The organism is Streptomyces sp. HUAS MG56, assembly GCF_058673395.1.
The window spans coordinates 922,150-940,728 of the sequence record NZ_CM178722.1 but is presented as its reverse complement, the minus strand read 5'-3'; the positions used below and the strand labels follow the sequence as shown (position 1 = coordinate 940,728).

16 protein-coding genes and 4 pseudogenes are annotated in these 18,579 nt (G+C 66.7%); 8 read left to right on the top strand and 12 right to left on the bottom strand.

All coding sequences use genetic code 11. The features are described from left to right. Positions 1–8: 8 nt before the first annotated feature. Both AC4OXY_RS04690 and AC4OXY_RS04685 read right to left on the bottom strand, forming a co-directional pair. The gene (locus tag AC4OXY_RS04690; protein WP_491993241.1) at positions 9–1,082 is read right to left on the bottom strand and encodes a radical SAM protein; all 1,074 of its coding nucleotides are present in this window, start codon (positions 1,080–1,082) and stop codon (positions 9–11) included. Positions 1,083–1,897: 815 nt separating this feature from the next. Further along, entirely contained in the window at positions 1,898–2,122 is a 225-nt protein-coding gene (locus AC4OXY_RS04685; RefSeq protein WP_402071907.1) for a hypothetical protein, read from the bottom strand. A gap of 70 nt (positions 2,123–2,192) precedes the next feature. On the opposite strand from AC4OXY_RS04685, the gene AC4OXY_RS04680 reads away from it, so the two are divergent. The 4 genes and pseudogenes from AC4OXY_RS04680 to AC4OXY_RS04665 all read left to right on the top strand — a co-directional run bounded on the left by AC4OXY_RS04680 (position 2,193) and on the right by AC4OXY_RS04665 (position 5,560). After that, entirely contained in the window at positions 2,193–3,575 is a 1,383-nt protein-coding gene (locus AC4OXY_RS04680) for an NADP-dependent succinic semialdehyde dehydrogenase (RefSeq protein ID WP_491993240.1), read from the top strand. Positions 3,576–3,630: 55 nt separating this feature from the next. Beyond that, positions 3,631–3,993, top strand: a pseudogene (locus tag AC4OXY_RS04675) (NAD(P)-binding domain-containing protein); the annotation flags it as partial. A gap of 36 nt (positions 3,994–4,029) precedes the next feature. Beyond that, positions 4,030–4,830 (top strand): maleylpyruvate isomerase family mycothiol-dependent enzyme, encoded by an 801-nt coding sequence (locus AC4OXY_RS04670; protein ID WP_362817453.1) that lies wholly within the window; start codon positions 4,030–4,032, stop codon positions 4,828–4,830. Positions 4,831–4,864: 34 nt separating this feature from the next. Next, complete coding sequence (locus AC4OXY_RS04665; RefSeq protein WP_362817454.1) at positions 4,865–5,560, top strand: type 1 glutamine amidotransferase domain-containing protein; 696 nt, start codon at positions 4,865–4,867, stop codon at positions 5,558–5,560. Positions 5,561–5,614: 54 nt separating this feature from the next. On the opposite strand, the pseudogene AC4OXY_RS04660 reads toward AC4OXY_RS04665, so the two are convergent. The 8 genes and pseudogenes from AC4OXY_RS04660 to AC4OXY_RS04625 form a co-directional block, all read right to left on the bottom strand. Next, positions 5,615–6,457 (bottom strand): annotated as a pseudogene (locus AC4OXY_RS04660) (lyase family protein); the annotation flags it as partial. Between the two features lie 17 nt (positions 6,458–6,474). Then, the gene (locus AC4OXY_RS04655; protein ID WP_491993239.1) at positions 6,475–6,597 is read right to left on the bottom strand and encodes a hypothetical protein; all 123 of its coding nucleotides are present in this window, start codon (positions 6,595–6,597) and stop codon (positions 6,475–6,477) included. A gap of 82 nt (positions 6,598–6,679) precedes the next feature. Beyond that, the gene (locus tag AC4OXY_RS04650; protein ID WP_491993238.1) at positions 6,680–8,335 is read right to left on the bottom strand and encodes an NAD-dependent malic enzyme; all 1,656 of its coding nucleotides are present in this window, start codon (positions 8,333–8,335) and stop codon (positions 6,680–6,682) included. A 161-nt stretch (positions 8,336–8,496) separates the two neighbouring features. After that, the gene (locus tag AC4OXY_RS04645) at positions 8,497–9,360 is read right to left on the bottom strand and encodes an SDR family oxidoreductase (RefSeq protein ID WP_362817459.1); all 864 of its coding nucleotides are present in this window, start codon (positions 9,358–9,360) and stop codon (positions 8,497–8,499) included. Between the two features lie 526 nt (positions 9,361–9,886). Beyond that, on the bottom strand, positions 9,887–10,309 hold the full coding sequence (locus tag AC4OXY_RS04640) for an FUSC family protein (protein ID WP_491994785.1): 423 nt from the start codon (positions 10,307–10,309) through the stop codon (positions 9,887–9,889). 247 nt (positions 10,310–10,556) lie between these two features. After that, complete coding sequence (locus AC4OXY_RS04635) at positions 10,557–11,399, bottom strand: alpha/beta fold hydrolase (protein WP_376294130.1); 843 nt, start codon at positions 11,397–11,399, stop codon at positions 10,557–10,559. Positions 11,400–12,004: 605 nt separating this feature from the next. Continuing rightward, positions 12,005–12,979, bottom strand: coding sequence for a helicase associated domain-containing protein (locus AC4OXY_RS04630; protein ID WP_491993237.1), 975 nt, complete (start codon positions 12,977–12,979; stop codon positions 12,005–12,007). 248 nt (positions 12,980–13,227) lie between these two features. Next, positions 13,228–13,812 carry a TetR/AcrR family transcriptional regulator gene (locus AC4OXY_RS04625; RefSeq protein WP_402071895.1) on the bottom strand — a complete coding sequence of 195 codons (585 nt, stop codon included), beginning with the start codon at positions 13,810–13,812 and terminating at the stop codon, positions 13,228–13,230. Positions 13,813–14,025: 213 nt separating this feature from the next. Here AC4OXY_RS04625 and AC4OXY_RS04620 point away from each other — a divergent pair, with 213 nt between their 5' ends. After that, on the top strand, positions 14,026–14,964 hold the full coding sequence (locus tag AC4OXY_RS04620) for an alpha/beta fold hydrolase (protein WP_491993236.1): 939 nt from the start codon (positions 14,026–14,028) through the stop codon (positions 14,962–14,964). Positions 14,965–15,311: 347 nt separating this feature from the next. Here AC4OXY_RS04620 and AC4OXY_RS04615 read toward each other — a convergent pair whose 3' ends face one another. Continuing rightward, a complete protein-coding gene (locus AC4OXY_RS04615) occupies positions 15,312–16,598 on the bottom strand; it encodes a cytochrome P450 (protein WP_491993235.1) in 1,287 nt (428 codons plus the stop codon). 16 nt (positions 16,599–16,614) lie between these two features. Further along, positions 16,615–17,241: pseudogene (locus AC4OXY_RS04610) on the bottom strand (type I glutamate--ammonia ligase); the annotation flags it as partial. Between AC4OXY_RS04610 and AC4OXY_RS04605 the strand changes: the two are divergent. The 3 genes and pseudogenes from AC4OXY_RS04605 to AC4OXY_RS04595 form a co-directional block, all read left to right on the top strand. After that, positions 17,231–17,704 carry a hypothetical protein gene (locus AC4OXY_RS04605; RefSeq protein WP_491993234.1) on the top strand — a complete coding sequence of 158 codons (474 nt, stop codon included), beginning with the start codon at positions 17,231–17,233 and terminating at the stop codon, positions 17,702–17,704. The pseudogene AC4OXY_RS04610 and the gene AC4OXY_RS04605 overlap by 11 nt on opposite strands. Next, a complete protein-coding gene (locus AC4OXY_RS04600) occupies positions 17,701–17,832 on the top strand; it encodes a hypothetical protein (RefSeq protein ID WP_362817473.1) in 132 nt (43 codons plus the stop codon). Before AC4OXY_RS04605 ends, AC4OXY_RS04600 begins: the two co-directional genes overlap by 4 nt. An 86-nt stretch (positions 17,833–17,918) precedes the next feature. Then, positions 17,919–18,523 (top strand): annotated as a pseudogene (locus AC4OXY_RS04595) (winged helix-turn-helix domain-containing protein); the annotation flags it as partial. Positions 18,524–18,579 lie beyond the last annotated feature (56 nt).

Here is an 18,579-nt window from a genome sequence, read left to right as displayed (position 1 = left end):
CGTCCATGTCAACGGCCTCCGTTCACTTCGACAGGCGCGGCGGGCAGATCGGGACGTCGGGCGAACCGGGTTCGGTCGGCGTCCGTTCCGAAACGGTGGTCCATGAGCCGTACCGCCTCGGCCCAGTCGGCCATGGTGCGCACCGCGGACAGTGTGCGGGCCACGAACGGGTCGTCCCATCTCTCCAGCGCCCGCCGCCACAGCACGTCCACCGGCTCGTCGAGAAGACTTCCCACCGTCCCCTCGTACACGGGCATGGCCCGCACCTGCCCGTCCGGCTCCACCTGGATGACCTGGAAACCCAGCCCGCGCGCCACCTGGTCCGGAGCCATCCGCAGCTCCAGGTTGTCCGAGGTGAGCACCAGGACTCCCGGCGGCGCAAGAGCGGCAAGCCGCGCCCGCTCCTCCTCACTGCCGAGCCGGCGAACCTGCTCGTCATCCGGCAGCTCCCGCTCCACAAACCCCGGGCGGCTGGCGAGTCCGGCGGGAATCACCGCCTGGAAGGACAAGATGCGCAGTTCCGCAAAGCGCGGCGCGATCCGGGTGCAGAACTCCTCAAGCCGGTCCGCGTTGCTGCGCACCACAACACAGTCCGTTCCGAACTGCAGGGGCTTCAGGCCTTGTTGACGGCGCTCGCGGGACACCTCGTCCAGCAGCCCGAGCGTGCGCAGGGCCCGGTCGAACGATCCCGCCCGGCCCCGGATCCGGTCGTGTACCTGCGCGTTCGGCCCGTCGAGACTGACCACGAAGCGATGGCACACCTCTGCAAGCCGTTCCACCATCGCCCGGGTGACCGACCAACCCCCCGTGTAGAGGACCACCTTGGCACCGCCACCGGTGAGCCGCCGGGCGACCTCGTCCAGCCACGGCACCGCCAGCGGTTCACCCCCGCCCAGCGACACCACACCCGGGCCCAGCGCCACGATCGCATCGGTGATCCGCAGCATCCGGTCCCGGTCCGCCTGCCGAGCGGGGCGCCGACCCGACTCGGAATAACAGTGCGTACACCGCAGCGGGCACGCATAGGTGATGTCCCAGATGACATCCCTGGGACCATCACCACTCTGAGCTGTTCGCCCCATCGCCGCCTCCGGCCGTCCTGTTCCTGCCCTGGCAACCATCCTGGCCGGTGCTCTGTCGGTGGCCTTAGTCCCGCCTTGCGGTCACCGGCTGCCGCCCCCAGGAGGCTGCAGATACAGGTCGCTACGGCGCCCCGCCGGGAGTGCGGGCCACTGCCCAGCGCACGCCGCTCGACGCCACCCCACGGGATCAGGCGACACTGGATCCCGCCGGGCGGCCGTCCACGCCACCCTGGCCGGCAACCCGCTCCCGTCCCGGACGGCGATCCGGCCGCCGACCACCTGGGCCTTCGGAGGCGTGCACGCTCCGTCGCGCCCCCACGCACAGGAGCCCTGCGCCCCGGCACCCGCTCGCCGGAACCGCCCAGCTGGGCGACTTTCTTCAGGGCGCGGTCCAGGCGCGCTGCCACTCCACCGGCCAGGTGGGGCACCAGGGAGGGTCGATGTCCTCCAGCTGCTCGTGCTGCGAATGCTCGGTGTTGTGGCGGTGGGTTGGTCGACAACGGGGTCTGACGTGGTGGATGCCTTGTTGGCCAGCATGTTTGTGGGCGGAGGTGTTGGAGTTCGGCTGTCATGGGGTGACTACTGATCTCATCGGATTGGTGTCGGGGGTGGTGACGTGTGAGTGGTGCATCGTGAAGCTTGCAGGTCAAGTGGGGTAGTGTGCGTGGGCTCCGGGGTGCTCATGCTGGTCAGGGGCGGATGACTGTCGGCAAGGTCATCGGTCAGCGGGCGACTTCGCGGTTCGTCAGCACCAGCAGGGCCCTCACCAGGGCGGTCGCCCACTTCGGGTCGGTGCGGACCTTGCCGAGCACGCGTCAATTGACCAGCGGAAACATCAGAGAAATGCGACTTTGCAAGAGCCCTGTAGGCAAGCCAGGCGCAACAGCACGATCGATCATGTTGCCGCGACCATCGACGGCCGCGCCAGAGCGCCGACTCAAGCGACTGCCATCAAGATCCCGCACTCCCCGGACACCAGCTCCCACCAGGGCGGATGAGGATTTCGGCAAGGGCAAGGTCGAACTGATCGTGTTCAGCACGAAGGCTTGGTGCGATTAGTTCGCATAGGGGTGAATTGCTGTCTTTGTCAAGCGGCCATACGGTTGATTCATGGCTATTGCTACTACGAGTCCTGTGACGGGTGAGGTCCTCGAGAGGTTCGACGAACTGTCTCCTGAGGAACTGGAGGGCAAGCTCGCTCGGGCGGCGGCAGCGGCCGCGTCGTACCGGTTGACGAGTGTCGAGGAGCGGGCGGGGTGGCTGCAGCATGCGGCCGAACGCTTGGAGAAGGAGATCGAGAGCGTCAGCCGGATGATCACCACGGAGATGGGCAAGACCTTCCGTGCGGCGGAGGAGGAAGTGGTCAAGTGCGTGCACGGGCTGCGTTTCTACGCCGCCGAGGGCCCCGCGTATTTGCGGGACTTGGAAGGCGACGGCGCACGTGTGGGCGCGAAGCGGACGTTCGTGACGTATCAGCCGATCGGTGTGGTGCTCGCGGTTATGCCGTGGAATCTGCCATTGTGGCAGGCCATGCGGTTCGCCGCGCCTGCCCTTATGGCGGGGAACGTGGGCCTGCTCAAGCACGCCTCGAACGTCCCGCAGTGCGCCTTGTACCTGGAAGAGCTCTTCCGCGACGCCGGTTTCCCGGACGACGTGTTCCAGACTCTGCTGATTTCCGCGGGGAGGGTGGAGCAGGTGCTGCGCGACCCGCGGGTGGCGGCCGCGACGCTGACGGGCAGCGAGCCGGCGGGCCGGTCGGTGGCCACCATCGCGGGCAACGAGATCAAGAAGGTAGTTCTCGAACTCGGCGGGTCGGACCCGTTCATCGTCATGCCCTCCACCAACCTGGAGAGGGCCACCGATGTCGGGGTCAAGGCACGGTGCCTGAACAACGGACAGTCCTGCATCAACGGCAAGCGGTTCTACGTGCACCAGGACATCGGTGACACGTTCATCGAGATGTTCGTGGCGAAGATGGGCGCGCTGGTGGTGGGTGATCCGATGGACGAGGGCACCGATGTCGGTCCGCTGGCCACCGAGTCCGGGCGGCGGGATGTGGAGGCCTACGTCGACGACGCCGTCGGCAAGGGCGCGACGGTGCTGCTGGGCGGCGAACGCCCTGACGGTCCGGGCTGGTTCTACCCGCCCACCGTGCTGACCGGCATCACACCGCAGATGCGGATGTACCACGAGGAGGTCTTCGGCCCCGTGGCGCAGGTATGGACCGTGTCCTCCCTGGAGGAGGCCCTGCGGGAGGCCAACGGCCACCCCTACGGACTCGGTTCGAACCTGTGGAGCGAGGACGAGGCCGAACGCGAACTGTTCGTCCGCGACGTCCAGTCAGGCATGGCCTTCATCAACGGCAACACGACCAGCTACCCCGAGATCCCCTTCGGCGGCGTCAAACGCAGCGGCTACGGACGCGAACTGTCCGACCTCGGCATGCGCGAGTTCATGAACGCCAAAACCGTCTGGATCGGCCAGGACGCCTAAGACACCCGGTCCCGGGCGGCAGTCGACCCACCGACATGCGTGCCGACCCTCGCGGCGCGCGGCCCGCCGAGCACCTGGAGGTACGACGATGAGCGCAGCGGACCGGACCCAGTCGTCCGCGCCCGAAAGGCCCGTGGTCGCGATGCTCGGCACAGGCACCGTGGGAGAGACCATGGCACGCAACATCGCAGCGGCGGGGCTGGGACTGCGCGTATGGAACCGCGACCGTGCCACCGCCGAACCACTGGCCGACGTCGGCGCCACGGTGTGCGACACACCGGCCGAGGCCTGCCAAGGCGCCGACGTCGTCCTGACCGCGCTCGCCAACGAAGAGGTGGTCGCCGATGTCATGGACCAGGCCCGCCACGGACTGCGAGACGACACGGTTCGGATGCAGACGTGCACAGTCTCATCCTGACCGCACCGCCCCTTCGAGCGAGACGAGGGAGGAACGATGACCCGTGCCGGCCTCGCCGCCGCGCGTTCGGGCACCACGCAACTCGCGGAGATCATCCCCCAGGTGAACGACGAGCAATGGGAGCTGCCGTCCGCCTGTGACGGCTGGCGCGTCATCGACGTGGTGGCCCACCTCGCCGCCCTCGCCTCCGAGGCGGTGGACCCACCGCCGCCCGACCCTTCCCTGCCGAAGAACCGCGAGCGGTATCACGACCTGCGCGTCGACCAACGCCGCGGCTGGAGCCATGCCGAAGTCCTCGACGAGTGGCGCCGCAGCACCCCCCGGCAACTGGACCTCCTGGAAGCGGCGCAGGAACCGCCCTCGGCCGACGAGCCCGTCGAGGTGGCCGGGCTCGGGACGTATCCACGCCACCTCCTGGCGAACACCATGGCGTTCAACGTCTTCTGCCACCTGTACAACGACATGCTCGCCCCGGACGGCCCGCTCCCGTTCAGGCTGCCGGAACCGACTGACGATCTGGTCGCCCCCGCCGTCGACTTCATGCTGGCCGGCCTCCCTCAGATGCAGGGGCCCGAACTCACTGCCACCGTCGGCCGCCCCCTCGTCCTGGAACTGACCGGCCCGGGCGCCACCACCGTCACCATCCACCCCGCGACCGCGCCGGACGGACAGCTGACCGTGGCACCCGGTACGGACGACGCCACCACCCGGATCCACAGCACGGCACTCGACTTCATCGCGTGGGCCACCACCCGCAAACCCTGGCGCGACCACTGCAGCATCACAGGCGACGCAACCGCCGCCACGCCGTTCCTCGACTTCCTCAACATCATTTAGCCCCCCACGGCAATGTCTTTTGGAGGAGCGCCCAATGGCCAAGATCCTTTGCGTGCTGACCGGCGCGAGCTACTGGACACTGAAGGACGGGCACCGGCACCCCACCGGGTACTGGGCCGAGGAGTTCACGGCTCCGTACAGCGTGTTCACCGACGCCGGACACGAGGTCACCGTGGCAACCCCGGGCGGGGTCGTCCCCGTCGTTGACACAATGAGCCTGGAACCCCGCATGGCGGGCGGCGAGGAGAACGCCCTCCGGGAGGAGGCCGTCATCGAGTCAGCGGATGAACTGCGGCATCCCATCTCCCTCGAGGAGGTGCGTCTGGAGGACTACGATGCGGTCTACTACCCCGGCGGTCACGGCCCGATGGAAGACCTCTCGGTCGACCCCGAGTCCGCGTCACTGCTGCGAAAGGCACTCGATTCCGGAAATCCACTCGGCATCGTCTGTCATGCTCCGGCCGCTCTCCTCGCGACCCGTGACGCACACGGTGACACGCCGTTCGCGAACTACCGTGTGACGGGCTTCTGCAACGAAGAGGAGGAGGGCGTCGGTTTCGCCGACAAGGCCAAGTGGCTGCTGGAGGACGAATTGAAGAATCTGCCCACACAGTATTCGCGGGGCCCCGCCTGGGAGCCCTACATGGTCGTGGACCGCAACCTCTTCACCGGGCAGAACCCGGCTTCCTCGGGTCCCCTCGCCAAGGAGCTGGTCAAAGCTCTCTCCTGACCAGTGTTCTGCGGCTGCACTTGTCCGCGGCCGAGGGGCATGCACCGCGGCCTCTTTGAGGGTCTGGTTGTTGGCGAGCGCGGACTCGGGGATGTGCGCGGCGTTCTGGTAGCCGATCACGGGACTCAGTGCCGTGACCAGCATGAGGCTCTCGTTTACGTATTGGGCGATTTTTGTTCGGTTCAGTTCGGTGCCGTCGACGGAGAATGTCCGGAACTTCTCCATCCCGTCGGCAAGGATGCGTGCGGAGTGCAGGAAGTTCCAGATGATCACTGGGCGCATCGCGTTCAGCTCGAAGTTGCCCTGGCTTCCGTCAGCGATCTGCGCCTCGACGTCACGGCTGAAGTTCTTCGGCGCGTTCAGGCCTGTTCCGACGGCGGTTCCACCCAGGGCCAGCTTGAGCAGCCCGTTGCGGCTGTGCTCGAATTCCTCGACGCAGGCGCCTAGTTGGGCGGCATAACCTGACCACTCCTGTCCCACGGTAAGCGGTACGGCGTCTTCGAGGTGCGTGCGGCCGATCTTCACGACCGAGTTCCACTCTCTGGCCTTTGCCTCAAGGACCGCCGCAAGGCCTCGGGCCTGAGGCAGGAGGTGGTCATCGATTTCCTGCACCGCAGCGATGTGCATCGCGGACGGGAAGCTGTCGTTGCTGGGCTGACCCATGTTGACGTCGTCGTTCGGGTCCACCGGCTTCTGGCTCCCGAGCCTGCCACCGAGCAACTGCGAGGCACGGTTGGAGATGACTTCGTTGACGTTCATGTTGCTTTGAGTGCCCGAGCCCGTCTGCCAGACGAAGAGGGGAAAGTGCTCGTCGAGCTCTCCCGCGATGACTTCCTCCGCGGCCCGCGCAATTGCCTGTTTCTTCCATTCGGGCAGCCGGTTGGCGGCGGCGTTCACAAGCGCTGCCGCCTTCTTCACGTACCGTAGGCGTGGTAGACCTCCTTGGGCATCTGGTCGCCACCGATGCAGAAGTGGATCAGCGGCCGTTGCGTCTGCGCACCCCAGTAGCGATCTGCCGGCACCTCGACGGTGCCCATGCTGTCAAAGTCTTCGCGTTGTCCATCGGGTGGGATGCCGATCGGCACATCCTGCATGTCGGGGCCGACTGGTCGCCGTGGCTCACTGCACGTGCGCCGCATCGCTCGTGGGATAGACCGGCTGCCACATCGCGTCCTGGACCGCTTGAATGAGGTTTTCATGCGTCTTCGTCGCGACTCGATCTTTTGCCGCGGCGCGGGCGACGGCGACGGCGACTGTGGCCGAGGACGCTCTCAGGTTCGCGACCGGCGGCAGGAGTGACGCCCCCGGCCGGGACACATCGACCTGGCCGGCCACCGCTTCGGCAGCGGCGAGCAGCATCCCGTCGGTCACATGACGGGCGCCCGAAATGATCGTGCCGAGGCCGAGTCCGGGATAAAGGAGTGCGTTGTTGGCCTGTCCGATCTCGTAGGAGACGCCTTTGTAGTCCACCGGTCCGACCGGGATGCCGACCGCCATCAGTGCTCTGCCCTCGGACCAGACGATCGCGTCAGAAGGCATGACCTCGATGCGACTCGTCGGATTTGACAGCGGCAGGAGGATCGGGCGGTCCACTCCCTCGGCCAGGGCGCGCACGACGTCTTCAGTGAAGGCGTCATGGACGGTCGACGTGCCGATCAGGATGGTGGGTTTGACATGCTTGATGGTGGTCAGCAGGTCGATCTCACCGTCTGCCCACGCGCTCACCTCGGACTTCGGCCTGGCGTACGCCCGCTGGTAGTCCGGCAGGTCTGCCATGTCGTCGGTCACGAGGCCATGGATGTCGATGAGCCAGATGTTGCTCTTGGCCTGTGCGGGTGTGGCACCGTCACGCAGCATCGCTGCATGGATCTGGTCGGCCATGCCGGTGCCGGCGGTTCCCGCTCCGAAGACCACCAGTCGTTGCTCGGACCAGCGTCCACCTGTGACCTTCAGGGCAGAGAACACCGACGCCATGACGATCGCCCCAGTGCCCTGCATGTCGTCATTGAAGATCCGGTACTTGTTCGCGTTCTCCACCAGGATCCGCCGGGCGTTCGACGGCCCGAAGTCCTCGAAGTGCAGCAGGGCATTCGGGAACAACTCGGACACGGTCTGGAGATAGAGGGCGATGAAGTCGTCATACCGTTTACCGGTGACCCGCGCATGCCGGTTGCCCAAGTAGGGCGGGCTGTTGAGCAGTTGCTCGTTGTCTGTCCCGACATCGAGGTTCACGGCGATGACCCGGTTCGGGTCGATGCCCGCTGCGGCCGTGTAAACGGCGAGCTTGCCGATGGAAATATCGGTCCCGTTGACACCCCAGTCTCCGATTCCCAGAATTTCCTGCGCATCGGAGACAACGATCAGATCGACGTCGTCTGCGCCAAGGCCGAGCGACTCGAATGATGCTTTCACGTCCTCGGGACGGTCGATTGACAGGTATACCGCGCGCGAGTCGCGGTAGTCCACGGACCATTGCTGGATCGCGTCACCCACGGTCGGGTCGTACACCACGGGCAGCAGCTCGTCGAGGTGGTCGGCCAGCAGCTTGAAGTACAGAACCTGGTTCCGGTCGTGGATCTCGTTGAGGTAGATGTACTTCTGCAGATCGGACGATTTCTGCTTGAGCTGTGCGTAAGCCCGGTTGGCCTGTACATCGAGGGTCTCGACGGCCGCCGGCAGCCGCCCGGTGATCCCGAGCTTCGCCCGCTCCTCCAGTGTGTATGCGGTGCCGCGGTTTCGGTTGCGATCCTGCAGGACAGTCAGTTTGACAGACATGGATGCCCCTTCGGCAGGTTTCGGGCCTTGGCTCTTTGCGCTGCCCCGGGCATGGCTCCCTTGGGTACAGGGAGCCCGCTACTGTCTTCGCCCTTACGTGCAGCGCCTCTTGCTGGGTGAGAGAGCCTCTGAGAAGACGCTCGCGGCCACCCGGAAGGGGATCAGGTTGAGACGAGAGTCTCCGGCTGCATCTCGTAGGAATGCTGGATGGCCTGGTGCCGGGTCCCGAGGCCGTCCGTGACCTTGCGCTCCCAGGGAACCTGCTGGAGGTGCTTGGTCTCCTCGATCATCGACGTGGGCTCCAGGTTGCGGAAATTGTCGACTTCTCCGGCAGCGACAGCGGTCAGCGTCGCGAAGACCGCTTCGGGATCGAACTGTGCTCGGGGGAAGGCGAGCTTGGAGTAGTCAAAGAGCCGCTGCGAGGGGTCGTCCTCCCAGCTCTCCCAGGTCTGGAACATCCGGTCGTTGAAGCCGGTCAGGAACGGCCCCGGGTTGACCGTGGCGACTTCGATGTTGTGCTCCTGCAGCTCGTAGGCCATGGTTTCGGCGATCGCCTCGACTGCGTGCTTGGACGCGGAGTAGATGCCGGTGAAGGGGTTGACGTTCAGGCCCTCTCGCGACGAGACCCATACGATCCTGCCGGAACCGCGCTTGACCATCTGCTTGGCGATCCCTTGAGTGAGGAGCAACGGGCCGGTGACGTTGACCTCGAACTGGTGCCGGATGTTCGCTGCGGGAATGTCAACTGTCGAACCGCCTTCGCCGACTCCCGCGTTGTTCACCAGGATCTCCACACCCCAGTCGAGAGCCTTGTGGCGATCACCATCGTTGGTGACATCGAGCTTCTCGACGTGCAGGCTCACCCCTCGCTCAGCCGCCTGCCGCTTCATCGTCTGGACCTGGGCGTAGATCTCCACCGCGGCGATCACATCGAAGCCCTTTTTCGCCAAGCGCATGGCGGCTTCATGTCCGAAGCCGGTACCTGCTCCGGTGATGAGAACCTTTTTCAGCGCACGATTCGCCATGTGGACCTTCCCTTCGATATTCTTTCTGCCCAACCATCGCATCCGGAACGCCGTATTTATTTCACGCATAGTCAGTCATGGGACGCGACACACTGGCTTCGCGGAAATGCGTTCCCTTCACGGCGGCAGACCTGACCGCGGAACTCGGGACCGCATGGAGACTGCGGTCCGCTCTCGATGCCACGCTGCCACACATTTCGTCGACCCGCGATCCGACCACGGCCCGGCTGGACTGGGGTAATTGCCTGACCGCCACGGTGGCGAAGCCTTCAGAGGCTTTGAGGAAGCGGGTGCCAGGCTCGCAGTCACAGCGGGAAACCAGCCTCAGTGATCGAATGGTCAACGCTGGCGCCGGTCATCTGTCAGGGGAATCGCTGGCCGTCCCGGAACCGTTCGAGTGAACCTTCCGTCCTGGGCGTTGCCCTGCTGCAGAGTGGTCGTCGTCTGCTTATCAGTGTCGGCCGGTATCTGTCGGATCTGACCGATGAGCAATGGGCGCTGCTGGAGCCCGCTGCAGCATGAGGAGTCAGTCGGCCTGGCTCGTGGCTGATCGATCCGGATGAGGGCTGCGGCCCCTGCCTGTCCACTTGCCGATCTGAGCCACGATGACCAGCGTGACCATGCCTGCGGCTACCCCGATGGCGGTGTCCGCCAAACGTAGCAGCGGCTGTTTCCAGGCGCCGTGCGGGTTCAGTCCTGCGACGACCATGACGACAGTGGTGGTGATGGCTGCGGTCGCCTCGTCGCCGGGGCGTCCGAGTAGACCGGGCGCCAGCACGCTCAAGCCCACGAGCAGAGCGAGGCCCCACGCTTGGAAAGGCAAGAACGCGAGGTAAACCAGGCAGAGTGCAAAGCTGATGAGCGTTGCCGACATGCGAGCGATCGCTGCTGTTGTACTCTTCCTTTTGCATTCCCGAATCACGAAAATGGTAGAAATTGCAGCCCACATGCCGCCGAGTTGCCCTTCCTCGTATGGCTGATGAGTGCCAGACCAAATTCTCGTGGCCGCCCAGTAACTCAGCAGGCTGGCCAGACCGACCTCGATCGAGTACCTCAGCAGCTTCCCGGTCCCTCTCTTTGATGAACTCGCTGTCACCACCATTCTGCGACCCCCGTTTCAGGATGTGCATCCCACCGGGCCCGGTGGGATGCACAGCGTGGTGGGACCTTGTGCCGACACACTCATGCGTGTTCGTTTAGTGGTGGCTGGTGTCGTTGGCGGCGTCGAGGATGAGATCGGTGACGGCTTGGGGGTGGGAGATCAGGGAGACATGCGAGGAATTGATCTCGACTGTTTTGCGTGCGTGTGCGCGTTTGGCCTCGTAGCGTTCGAGGCTGGGGTTTATGGCCCGGTCCTGATTGCCGACGAGTACGTAGACAGGCTTGTCGCGCCACGCTGCTTCGGTGAGCTTGTCTGTGAAGGCCGAGAGTGCGATCGGGCGTTGTGTGGATGCCATGACGGAAGCCTGCTGCTGGGAGAGGTCCTGGGCGAAGGTGGCGTGGAGTTTGGCGGGCTGGATGTAGACGTCGGTGCCCGTGGTGCCGTCGCCGTTGCGGAATGGGACCTTCTGCAGTGCCTTGGTGAGTGGGGCTGCCGGGTACTTGCCGGAGAGGCTGGCGAAGGACTCTCCCTTGTCCGGCATGATCGCGTTGATATACACGAGTGCCTTGACGTTGTCGATGCCGGCGGCAGCCTGTGAGATCACTTCGCCGGCGTAGGAGTGTCCGACGAGGACGATCGGCCCCTTGACGGTCTTCAGGAGGCTGTTCAGGTATGTCGAGTCCTGGGGTATACCGCGGAGCGTGTTGGGTGGGGCGACGACCTGGTAGCCGTCCTGTTGCAGGCGCTGCACCACCCCGTTCCAGCTGGACCCGTCGGCGAATGCTCCGTGTACGAGCACCACGGTTGGCTTCTGGCTTGCAGGGGTCGCGCCGGGATCGTCGGCTGCGTGGGTCGGTATCACGGTCAGGGCGGAGAGGACCGCGACTCCAAGGGCGAGGCGACCCTTGCCCGATATCAGGATTCCGGAGACGGTCATGTGCTTCCACTCCTTCGACGTACAAGGTGAAGCTGGCCTATTCGTCGAGTGAGAACTGGGAGGATCGTGCGGAAGGGTCGAGCCATCGCCGCCGCGATTCCCGTGTGCGGTCGGCGACGCGAATGGGGAGGGGGCGTCCGACGCTGGAAGTCGTGACGGACCGCGTTCTGCCGTATACCGCGGATCACTATCTTCGCGCGTTTCTGCTTGTCGCGCATCTGATGCCGTGCTCGCTGATCGGCAACGGGTGTGGTGGCCGCTTGACAGGCCGCCGCTGGATTGGACCGCGCGGTTCTCGCCGAGCTGGAAGGTACGCCTACCGATGGCGCGACGTGGCGAGGGATCAGAGAGGGTATTACTGATCTCGGTTCGTTAAGGTGATCTTTGCTGAACATCCTGATGTGGGTGTCGTGTTGCCGGTATTCCGTGGTGCGTGAGAGATGTGGATGGGGGCGGGCTGGCCTGCAGCACGGCTGCGCCGGGAAGTCGCCGGGCTCCATTGGCAGTTCGCCGTCGGCTTCCAGGTGCCGGCGGGCGAGGTGGAAGGCGCGCTGCCATTCCACGGCAAGGCCGGACACCACGACGGGTCGATCTCCTCCAGCTGCTCACGCCGCCCTTCCGGCATCGCTCCGGCCGCGGGGCCCCGCCGGCAGGCCCTGGGCACGCCGTTGCTCGATCTCGGCAGCTTTCCGGGCGGCGGCCCGCTGGTTCTTCAGCCAGATCCCCACCCTGTACCCCTGGTGGGTGGCGTCCAGTGGTGCCAGGAGGTGTCCGTTCTCCTTGGCCCAGCCGCGTGGGGCGGCGAGTCCTTCCTCCCACGCGACGTCGTAGTGCGACCAGACCATGCCGAGCTTGTCCAGCTGCTCGACGCGGTCGGTGTCCGTGTTGCCGCGGGTGTAGAAGCGGCGGGCGTCGGCGAACCACTGCCCGAGCGGGAACCTGGTGAGTGAGGCCGGCCATCCCTCGCTCTGCGCCTTACCGTCGTGCTCCTGGCCGCCGGGGTCGGGCACGCGGTAGGTGAAAGGCACCTTCAGGTCGCCGTGGAGCCGGCTGTAGATGATGGCGGCTTCCGCGCCGCGCCGCCAGTGCTCGTGTTCGGGGTTGAGGACCCCGAGGTTGATGAAGGCGGCCAGCGCGGCGGGGTCGCGCGGGGTGGTGAGCTTCAGCAGGGCCCGCGCCGGCACGGACAGCGTCAGGCCGTCAGTCTCACCCTCAATCCCTTCACCGCCCGGGCCCGCGGAGCGGCTCTGGACGCCCCGGGAGCGGCTTGGGGCCTGCGGCCGGGCCAACGCTTCCACGACCCGGGCGTCATGCGCCCGCAGCGCTTCCAGCAGCTTGGCCAGGCCGCCGAAGACTCGGGAGGTGAGCATGTTGTCCGCGCTCTCCCCGGGCCCGAGCAGGACCGGCACGACCAGCGAGGCGAGCTTGCCCTCGCCGGGCTGCATCCGCAGCGCGCGCCCGACGGCCTGGACGAGGTCGGGCCTGGAACCGCGCACGTCGGCGAAGTAGACGGAGTCGCAGCTCTTGGTGCCGACGCCCTCGCCCAGCACGTTCACCGACCCGAGGAAGCTCTTCTCCACGACGGCGCCGTCCGTGGCGATCTGGTCGGCGAACTCGGTCAGGTGACGCTTGGCGGGGGGGTGTTGGTGTACGGGGTGGTGGCTGACCTGGGGTGTTGTGGGTTTTCTACGAGGTTGGGTGATCGGTTCCAGCGGGGAGGTCGGGATGTGCGAGCTGGGGCTGTGTGTTGCGTGTTGAGCGTGGTTGGGTTTGTTGCATGAAATGACGGTGCGTCCAGACTGCGAGTCCGGCAGCCGTATCAGATTCCTTACGCGCGCGAGGCCTGCGATAGTGCGTGCACGGTTACGCCCACGATAGCCAGGAGCTGCGCCGGGCTTGCCCCGGCCCTGCTCATGACGGCGAGCGACTGGTTCACAGCCGCCGCGTGTTCAGCGAAGGCCTCGGCGTCCTGGTCGGTCAGTCGTCCGGCCTTCAGTGCGGCGCGCAGGCGAAGGCGCTGGAAGCCGAGCGCCCGCTTGGCGTGCGCTGCGACGGCTGGGCTCAGCACTGGAATTGCCATGGCTGACTGGGCGATCAGGCATCCGTCGGGCAGTTCGGGATCGGCAATGCGCTCAAGGGTGACGTCGAAGAACGCACGAACAGCGGCAACGGGTTCCGAGGCTGCACACGATAGGGCGGCGTCGTACTTCTCGCCATAGCGCGCGGCGTAGAGATCCAGGCAGCGTAGGAAGAGCGTGTCCTTGTCGCCGAGGGAGGAGTAGATGGAACTGCGGTTCAGGCCGGTTGCCCGGGACAAATCGTCCAATGAAGTGTCGGCGTAGCCGTCGCGCCAGAACTGGATCATCGCGGCGTCGAGCGCCGTGTCCATGTCGAACTGCTTCTTGCCTGCCACGCGGCACTTCCTTGGCGATGCGTCGATGGTTCGGGCTCTGTTGCGTACCATTCTATCTTGAACTAATCAGTTCAACATGTGTTAGCTTTCAAGCGTGGTCATGGCCACGCACACCGCGCGCACTTCGCAACCGAGCGAGCAACACCACGTGGCCAAGTCGCCGCCGTCAGCCACACCGTCCCAACCCGCACCTGACACCGATGGAGGATCCCCGTGACCGGCCCGGCAACCAGCACTCCGCATGTGTCCGAAAGCAACCCCGTCCCCGACCTACCCCTGCAGCATCTGCCCGGATTCACTCACCGCTGGGTCGACGCGGACGGCGTCCGCCTTCATGCCGTCGAAGGCGGACGGCCGAGCGGCCCGGCCGTCGTCCTGCTCGCCGGATTCCCGCAAACCTGGTGGGCCTGGCGCAAGGTGATGCCCGGCCTCACCCACCGGTTCCACGTCATCGCGATCGACCTGCCGGGTCAGGGCCACTCCGAGCGTCCGCAGCGCAGCTACGACACGCACGCGGTCGCCGCGCACGTCCACACCGCCGTGAAGGCTCTCGGGGTGTCGTCTTACTCCCTGGCCGCCCACGACATCGGCGCCTGGGTCGCTTTCTCCCTCGCCCTCAACTTCGAGAGCCACCTGCGCGGGGTCGCTCTGCTCGACGCCGGAATTCCCGGTATCACTCTCCCGGAGGCGATTCCCACCCACCCGGATCGAGCCTGGAAAACCTGGCATTTCGCGTTCCACATCGTGCCCGATCTGCCCGAGACGCTGCTTGCCGGCCGTGAACGCGAGTACGTCAGCTGGTTCCTGAAGGCGAAGGCCCTGTCTCCCGACACGTTCCACGACGCCGAGCTCGACCACTACGCGGCGGCCGTCGCCGTCGACGGCGGCCTGCGCGCTTCCCTCGCGTACTACCGAGACGCCGCGGAGTCGGCGCGCAAGAACCGCGAGGCGCTCAAGCGGCGGCACCTGACCGTGCCCGTCCTCGGAATCTCCAGCAGCCACGGCTCCGTTCCGGACATGGCCGCCTCCATCAGCCCGTGGGCCGACAACACCACCCGAATCGTCGTGCCCGACGCTGGACACTTCATCCCCGACGAGCAGCCCGAAGCTGTCGCTACCGCGATAGCAGACTTCATCGCTGACGGCGACTGACGCCCGTCGAACCAACCCGACTACGCCGCTCAAGACCGCGCGATACTCAGACCACGAAGTCCGACCGCCGTACACTCCTTCGCCGCGCGCCGGGGACGGCAGCACGCGGATGAGGACCACGTCGAAGATTCGCACTGCCGTAAACGCCGGTGGAGGGCCGCCGAGTCGATGGCCTCACGCAGGCGCCACGGCAGGGGCCGTAGGCTCAGTACTCCCGTCGCGAGGGGGGGGCGTGCGCCTGTGTGCCCGGGCCCTGGGGAGCAGGCGGGTGCAGGGGTGGGGGAGCACGCTCAGCTGCTGCTGTTCGTCCGTGAAGGGCGTCATGAGTTTGCCCGAGGCCGCAGGTGTCAGGCGAGCGTCACTTCCACCGGCAGCCTCTTGATGCCGTTGACGAAATTGGAGCGGACGCGCGGGACGTCCCCGGCCAGCCTGAGGTCGGCGATCCTCGGGATCAGCTCCTCGAACATGATCCGGATCTCGGTGCGGGCGAGCAGGTTGCCCAGGCACAGGTGCGGGCTGCCCTTGCCGAAGGTGGCGGGGTCGTTGTTCTCGCGGGCCACGTCGAAGTCGTACGGGTTGCCGAATGCCTCCTCGTCTCGGTTGCCGGAGGCGTACCACATGACGACCTTGTCACCCTCCCTGATCCGCTTGCCGCCCAGCTCGACGTCCCGGGTCGCGGTACGGCGGAAGTGGTAGACGGGGGAGGCCCAGCGCAGGAACTCCTCGACGGCCGTGGGGATCAGGGACGGATCCTCCTGGAGGCGGGCGAGCTGCTCGGGGTGCTGGAGCAGGGCCAGCATGGAGTGGGTGATGGTGTGCCGGGTCGTCTCGTTGCCGGCCACCACCAGGAGCAGGAAGTAGTTGTCGAAGTCCTGCGCGGAGAGTGGGACGCCGTCGCGCGGGGTGGTGTTGACGAGCTTCGACACCAGGTCGGTCCCGTCCTTGCCGCGCCGCTGCCGGGCCAACTCGCGCCCGTACTGGAAGACTTCGAGCGAGGCGGGGGAACGGAACGGCAGGTCGCGGTACTTCTCGCTCTCCGCGCTGTGCAGCAGGACGTCCGCGTAGTCGGGGTCGGTGTTGCCGATGATGCGGTTGCCCCACTCGATGAGCTGCTGGTTGTCCTCCGGCGGCACGTCCAGCAGGCGGGCCAGCACGTTGATGGGGAAGTCGGCGGAGACGTCCGCGACGAAGTCGAAGCTGCCCTTGGCGAGCGCCGCGTCCAGGGTCTTCGCCGTCAGGCCGCGCAGGAAGTCGGAGTGGCTGTTGATCACGCTCGCGCCGAACTGCCGCTGGATCAGGCTGCGCAGCGCCCGGTGCCGTACGCCGTCCAGCTCCAGGATGGAGGCCCGCTTCTTGATCTGGTCGTCGTCGACCTCTTCGAGGTTGACGAACCGGGTCGAGGTGAACGTCTCCGCGTCCCGGTCGACCCGGGTGATGTCGGCGTGCCGGGTGACCGCCCAGAAACCGGAGTTGGGCGCCTCCTCCGGCTGCCAGTGCACGGGGTCCTCGTGGCGCAGGGTGTGGAACATCCGCCACGGGGTGATGCCGTCGGTGAAATTGTCGAGGTCGACGAGGTCGACATCTGCCAGGGGCAGTGGCTCGCTCGCGGCGGCGGTCGTGATCTCGGTGGTCATCGGTGGCTCCTAGGGGTCACAGGTGGTAGGCGTACTCGGTGAACTCCCAGTCGGTGACGAACCGTTGGAAGCGCTCGACCTCGTTGCGCTTGTAGGTGAGGAAGGACGTGGTGAAGTCCTTGCCGAGGATCTCGGCCAGGGCGGTGTCCGCCTCCAGCGCGTCCAGGGCGGCGGACAGGGTCGTCGGCAGCAGTGCCGACCTGGCGGTGTCGTAGCCGTAGCCCTCCAGCGGGGCGGGGGGCTCCTCGTCGGCCAGGACGCCCAGCAGAGCGGCGGCGACGGTGCCGGCGATCGCGAGGTACGGGTTGGCACTGGCGTCGCCCAGCCGCAGCTCCAGGCGGGCGCCGCTGCCGCGCTCCGGCGGGATGCGGACCATGGCGCTGCGGTTGTCCAGCCCCCAGTCGATCAGCCAGGGGGCGAGGGTGTCCGGGCCGAAGCGCTTGTACGAGTTCACCGTCGGGTTGAGCAGCGCCGCGAGCGCCGGGGCATGGGCGAGGACACCGGCCACGGCGTGGCGGGCGGTGGCGGACAGGCCGTACGCCCCGGAGGGGTTATCGAAGGCGTTGCGGCCGTCGCTGTCGTCGCAGGACAGGTGCAGGTGGAAACCGGAGCCGCCGGCGTCGTTGAACGGTTTGGCCACGCCCCTGGCGACGCCCCACACCCCGCGTGCCGCGGCCTGCTTCGGCGGCACGAAGCCCATCAACACCATCGAGGGCTGGCTGCGTTGCGAGACGACCGCCATCCTCGGCATCCGGCAGCCGGCCTACGCAATGCTCACCCACGCTGCGACGGGCCTACCCCTCCCCGACGACGTCGGCATGGCCCCCGCCCACTATGGCGTCCATGTCGACGCCCGCCGCAGCGACGGCACCGTCTCCATGCTGCTCCGCCTCGGCCCCTACCCCCAGACCTGGCTCGCCTCCCGCGACGCCGACCGCCTCACCACCGAACTGGCGGGCCTGGCGACCACCGTTATCCCCGGCGGCTGCACGGTCACCGCGAAAGCCGCGCCGTTCGACCTCGGCGACCACGCGAGCTACATCGACCCGCACGGCGCCGACATTGCCACGCTCCTGGCCGACGCCGTCGTGAGGGTGAGCGCATGACCACCACGGCGTACGAGATCGAGACCCACGAAGCCGAGGATGGCACCACGCATCCGGTGGTCTGGGCACCACCTGACGAACCTCGCGCCGTCCCGATCACCGCCATCCGGCACTCAGCCGCCCGGTGACCGCCGGCGGCATCCCCAATCCCGACCAGGACCAGGACTCGGCATCCGTGACCTGGGCGGACTGACACACGACACGGAGCACAACAGAGGAACTGGCGCTGGGACCGGCTGTGCATTGGTGGGAGGACCGGCGTTGGACCCTGGCCCGGATCAGAGCGTTGATCGCCTGGAAGTTCTCATTGGATTGCTCGTCGGCGGCGGTGTGGTGGCTGCTGCACCGGCACGGCTGGTCGTGGCAGTGTCCGGCCCGCCGGGCTCTGGAGCGCGACGAGCAGGCGGTGGGCCTGTGGAAGAAGGATGTGTGGCCGCAGGCGGAATGACTGCGGCGGCGCTGGGCGCGTACGTCGTCTTCGAGGACGAAGCCGGGTTCTCGATGACGCCGCCACGGGCCCGCACCTGGGGCCGGCGTGGGCACACGCCGGTGGTGCGGGTACGGGGCCGGTCCTGGCGCCGCTGGTCGATCGCCGTGATGTGCTGCTACCGGCCGGGCGAGGCCTCCCGTCTGATCTATCGGCCGCGCCGTCACCGCAAGCACAAGGGCAAGGGACGCGACAGCTTCGCCTGGAGCGACTACCGCGACCTGGTCGTCCGCGCCCACATCCAGCTCCGCCCCGACCTGATCGACGGCTGCCTGGCCGGCACCGGACTCAAACTCACCCACCAGCCGACAACAATCCGAAGAGATCAGTAGGCGTGTCATTGTGGGGTTGTCCGGCCCGTCGCTTCCCCCGTAGCGGCGGGCCGGGC

Excerpts from the sequence above, each read along its gene's own strand:
- AC4OXY_RS04690 (WP_491993241.1), bottom strand. The coding sequence starts at position 1,082 with ATGGGGCGAACAGCTCAGAGTGGTGATGGTCCCAGGGATGTCATCTGG.
- AC4OXY_RS04680 (WP_491993240.1), top strand. The coding sequence starts at position 2,193 with ATGGCTATTGCTACTACGAGTCCTGTGACGGGTGAGGTCCTCGAGAGG.
- AC4OXY_RS04670 (WP_362817453.1), top strand. The coding sequence starts at position 4,030 with ATGACCCGTGCCGGCCTCGCCGCCGCGCGTTCGGGCACCACGCAACTC.
- AC4OXY_RS04665 (WP_362817454.1), top strand. The coding sequence starts at position 4,865 with ATGGCCAAGATCCTTTGCGTGCTGACCGGCGCGAGCTACTGGACACTG.
- AC4OXY_RS04655 (WP_491993239.1), bottom strand. The coding sequence starts at position 6,597 with ATGGGCACCGTCGAGGTGCCGGCAGATCGCTACTGGGGTGCGCAGACG.
- AC4OXY_RS04650 (WP_491993238.1), bottom strand. The coding sequence starts at position 8,335 with ATGTCTGTCAAACTGACTGTCCTGCAGGATCGCAACCGAAACCGCGGC.
- AC4OXY_RS04645 (WP_362817459.1), bottom strand. The coding sequence starts at position 9,360 with ATGGCGAATCGTGCGCTGAAAAAGGTTCTCATCACCGGAGCAGGTACC.
- AC4OXY_RS04640 (WP_491994785.1), bottom strand. The coding sequence starts at position 10,309 with ATGTGGGCTGCAATTTCTACCATTTTCGTGATTCGGGAATGCAAAAGG.
- AC4OXY_RS04635 (WP_376294130.1), bottom strand. The coding sequence starts at position 11,399 with ATGACCGTCTCCGGAATCCTGATATCGGGCAAGGGTCGCCTCGCCCTT.
- AC4OXY_RS04615 (WP_491993235.1), bottom strand. The coding sequence starts at position 16,598 with ATGACCACCGAGATCACGACCGCCGCCGCGAGCGAGCCACTGCCCCTG.
- AC4OXY_RS04600 (WP_362817473.1), top strand. The coding sequence starts at position 17,701 with ATGACCACCACGGCGTACGAGATCGAGACCCACGAAGCCGAGGATGGC.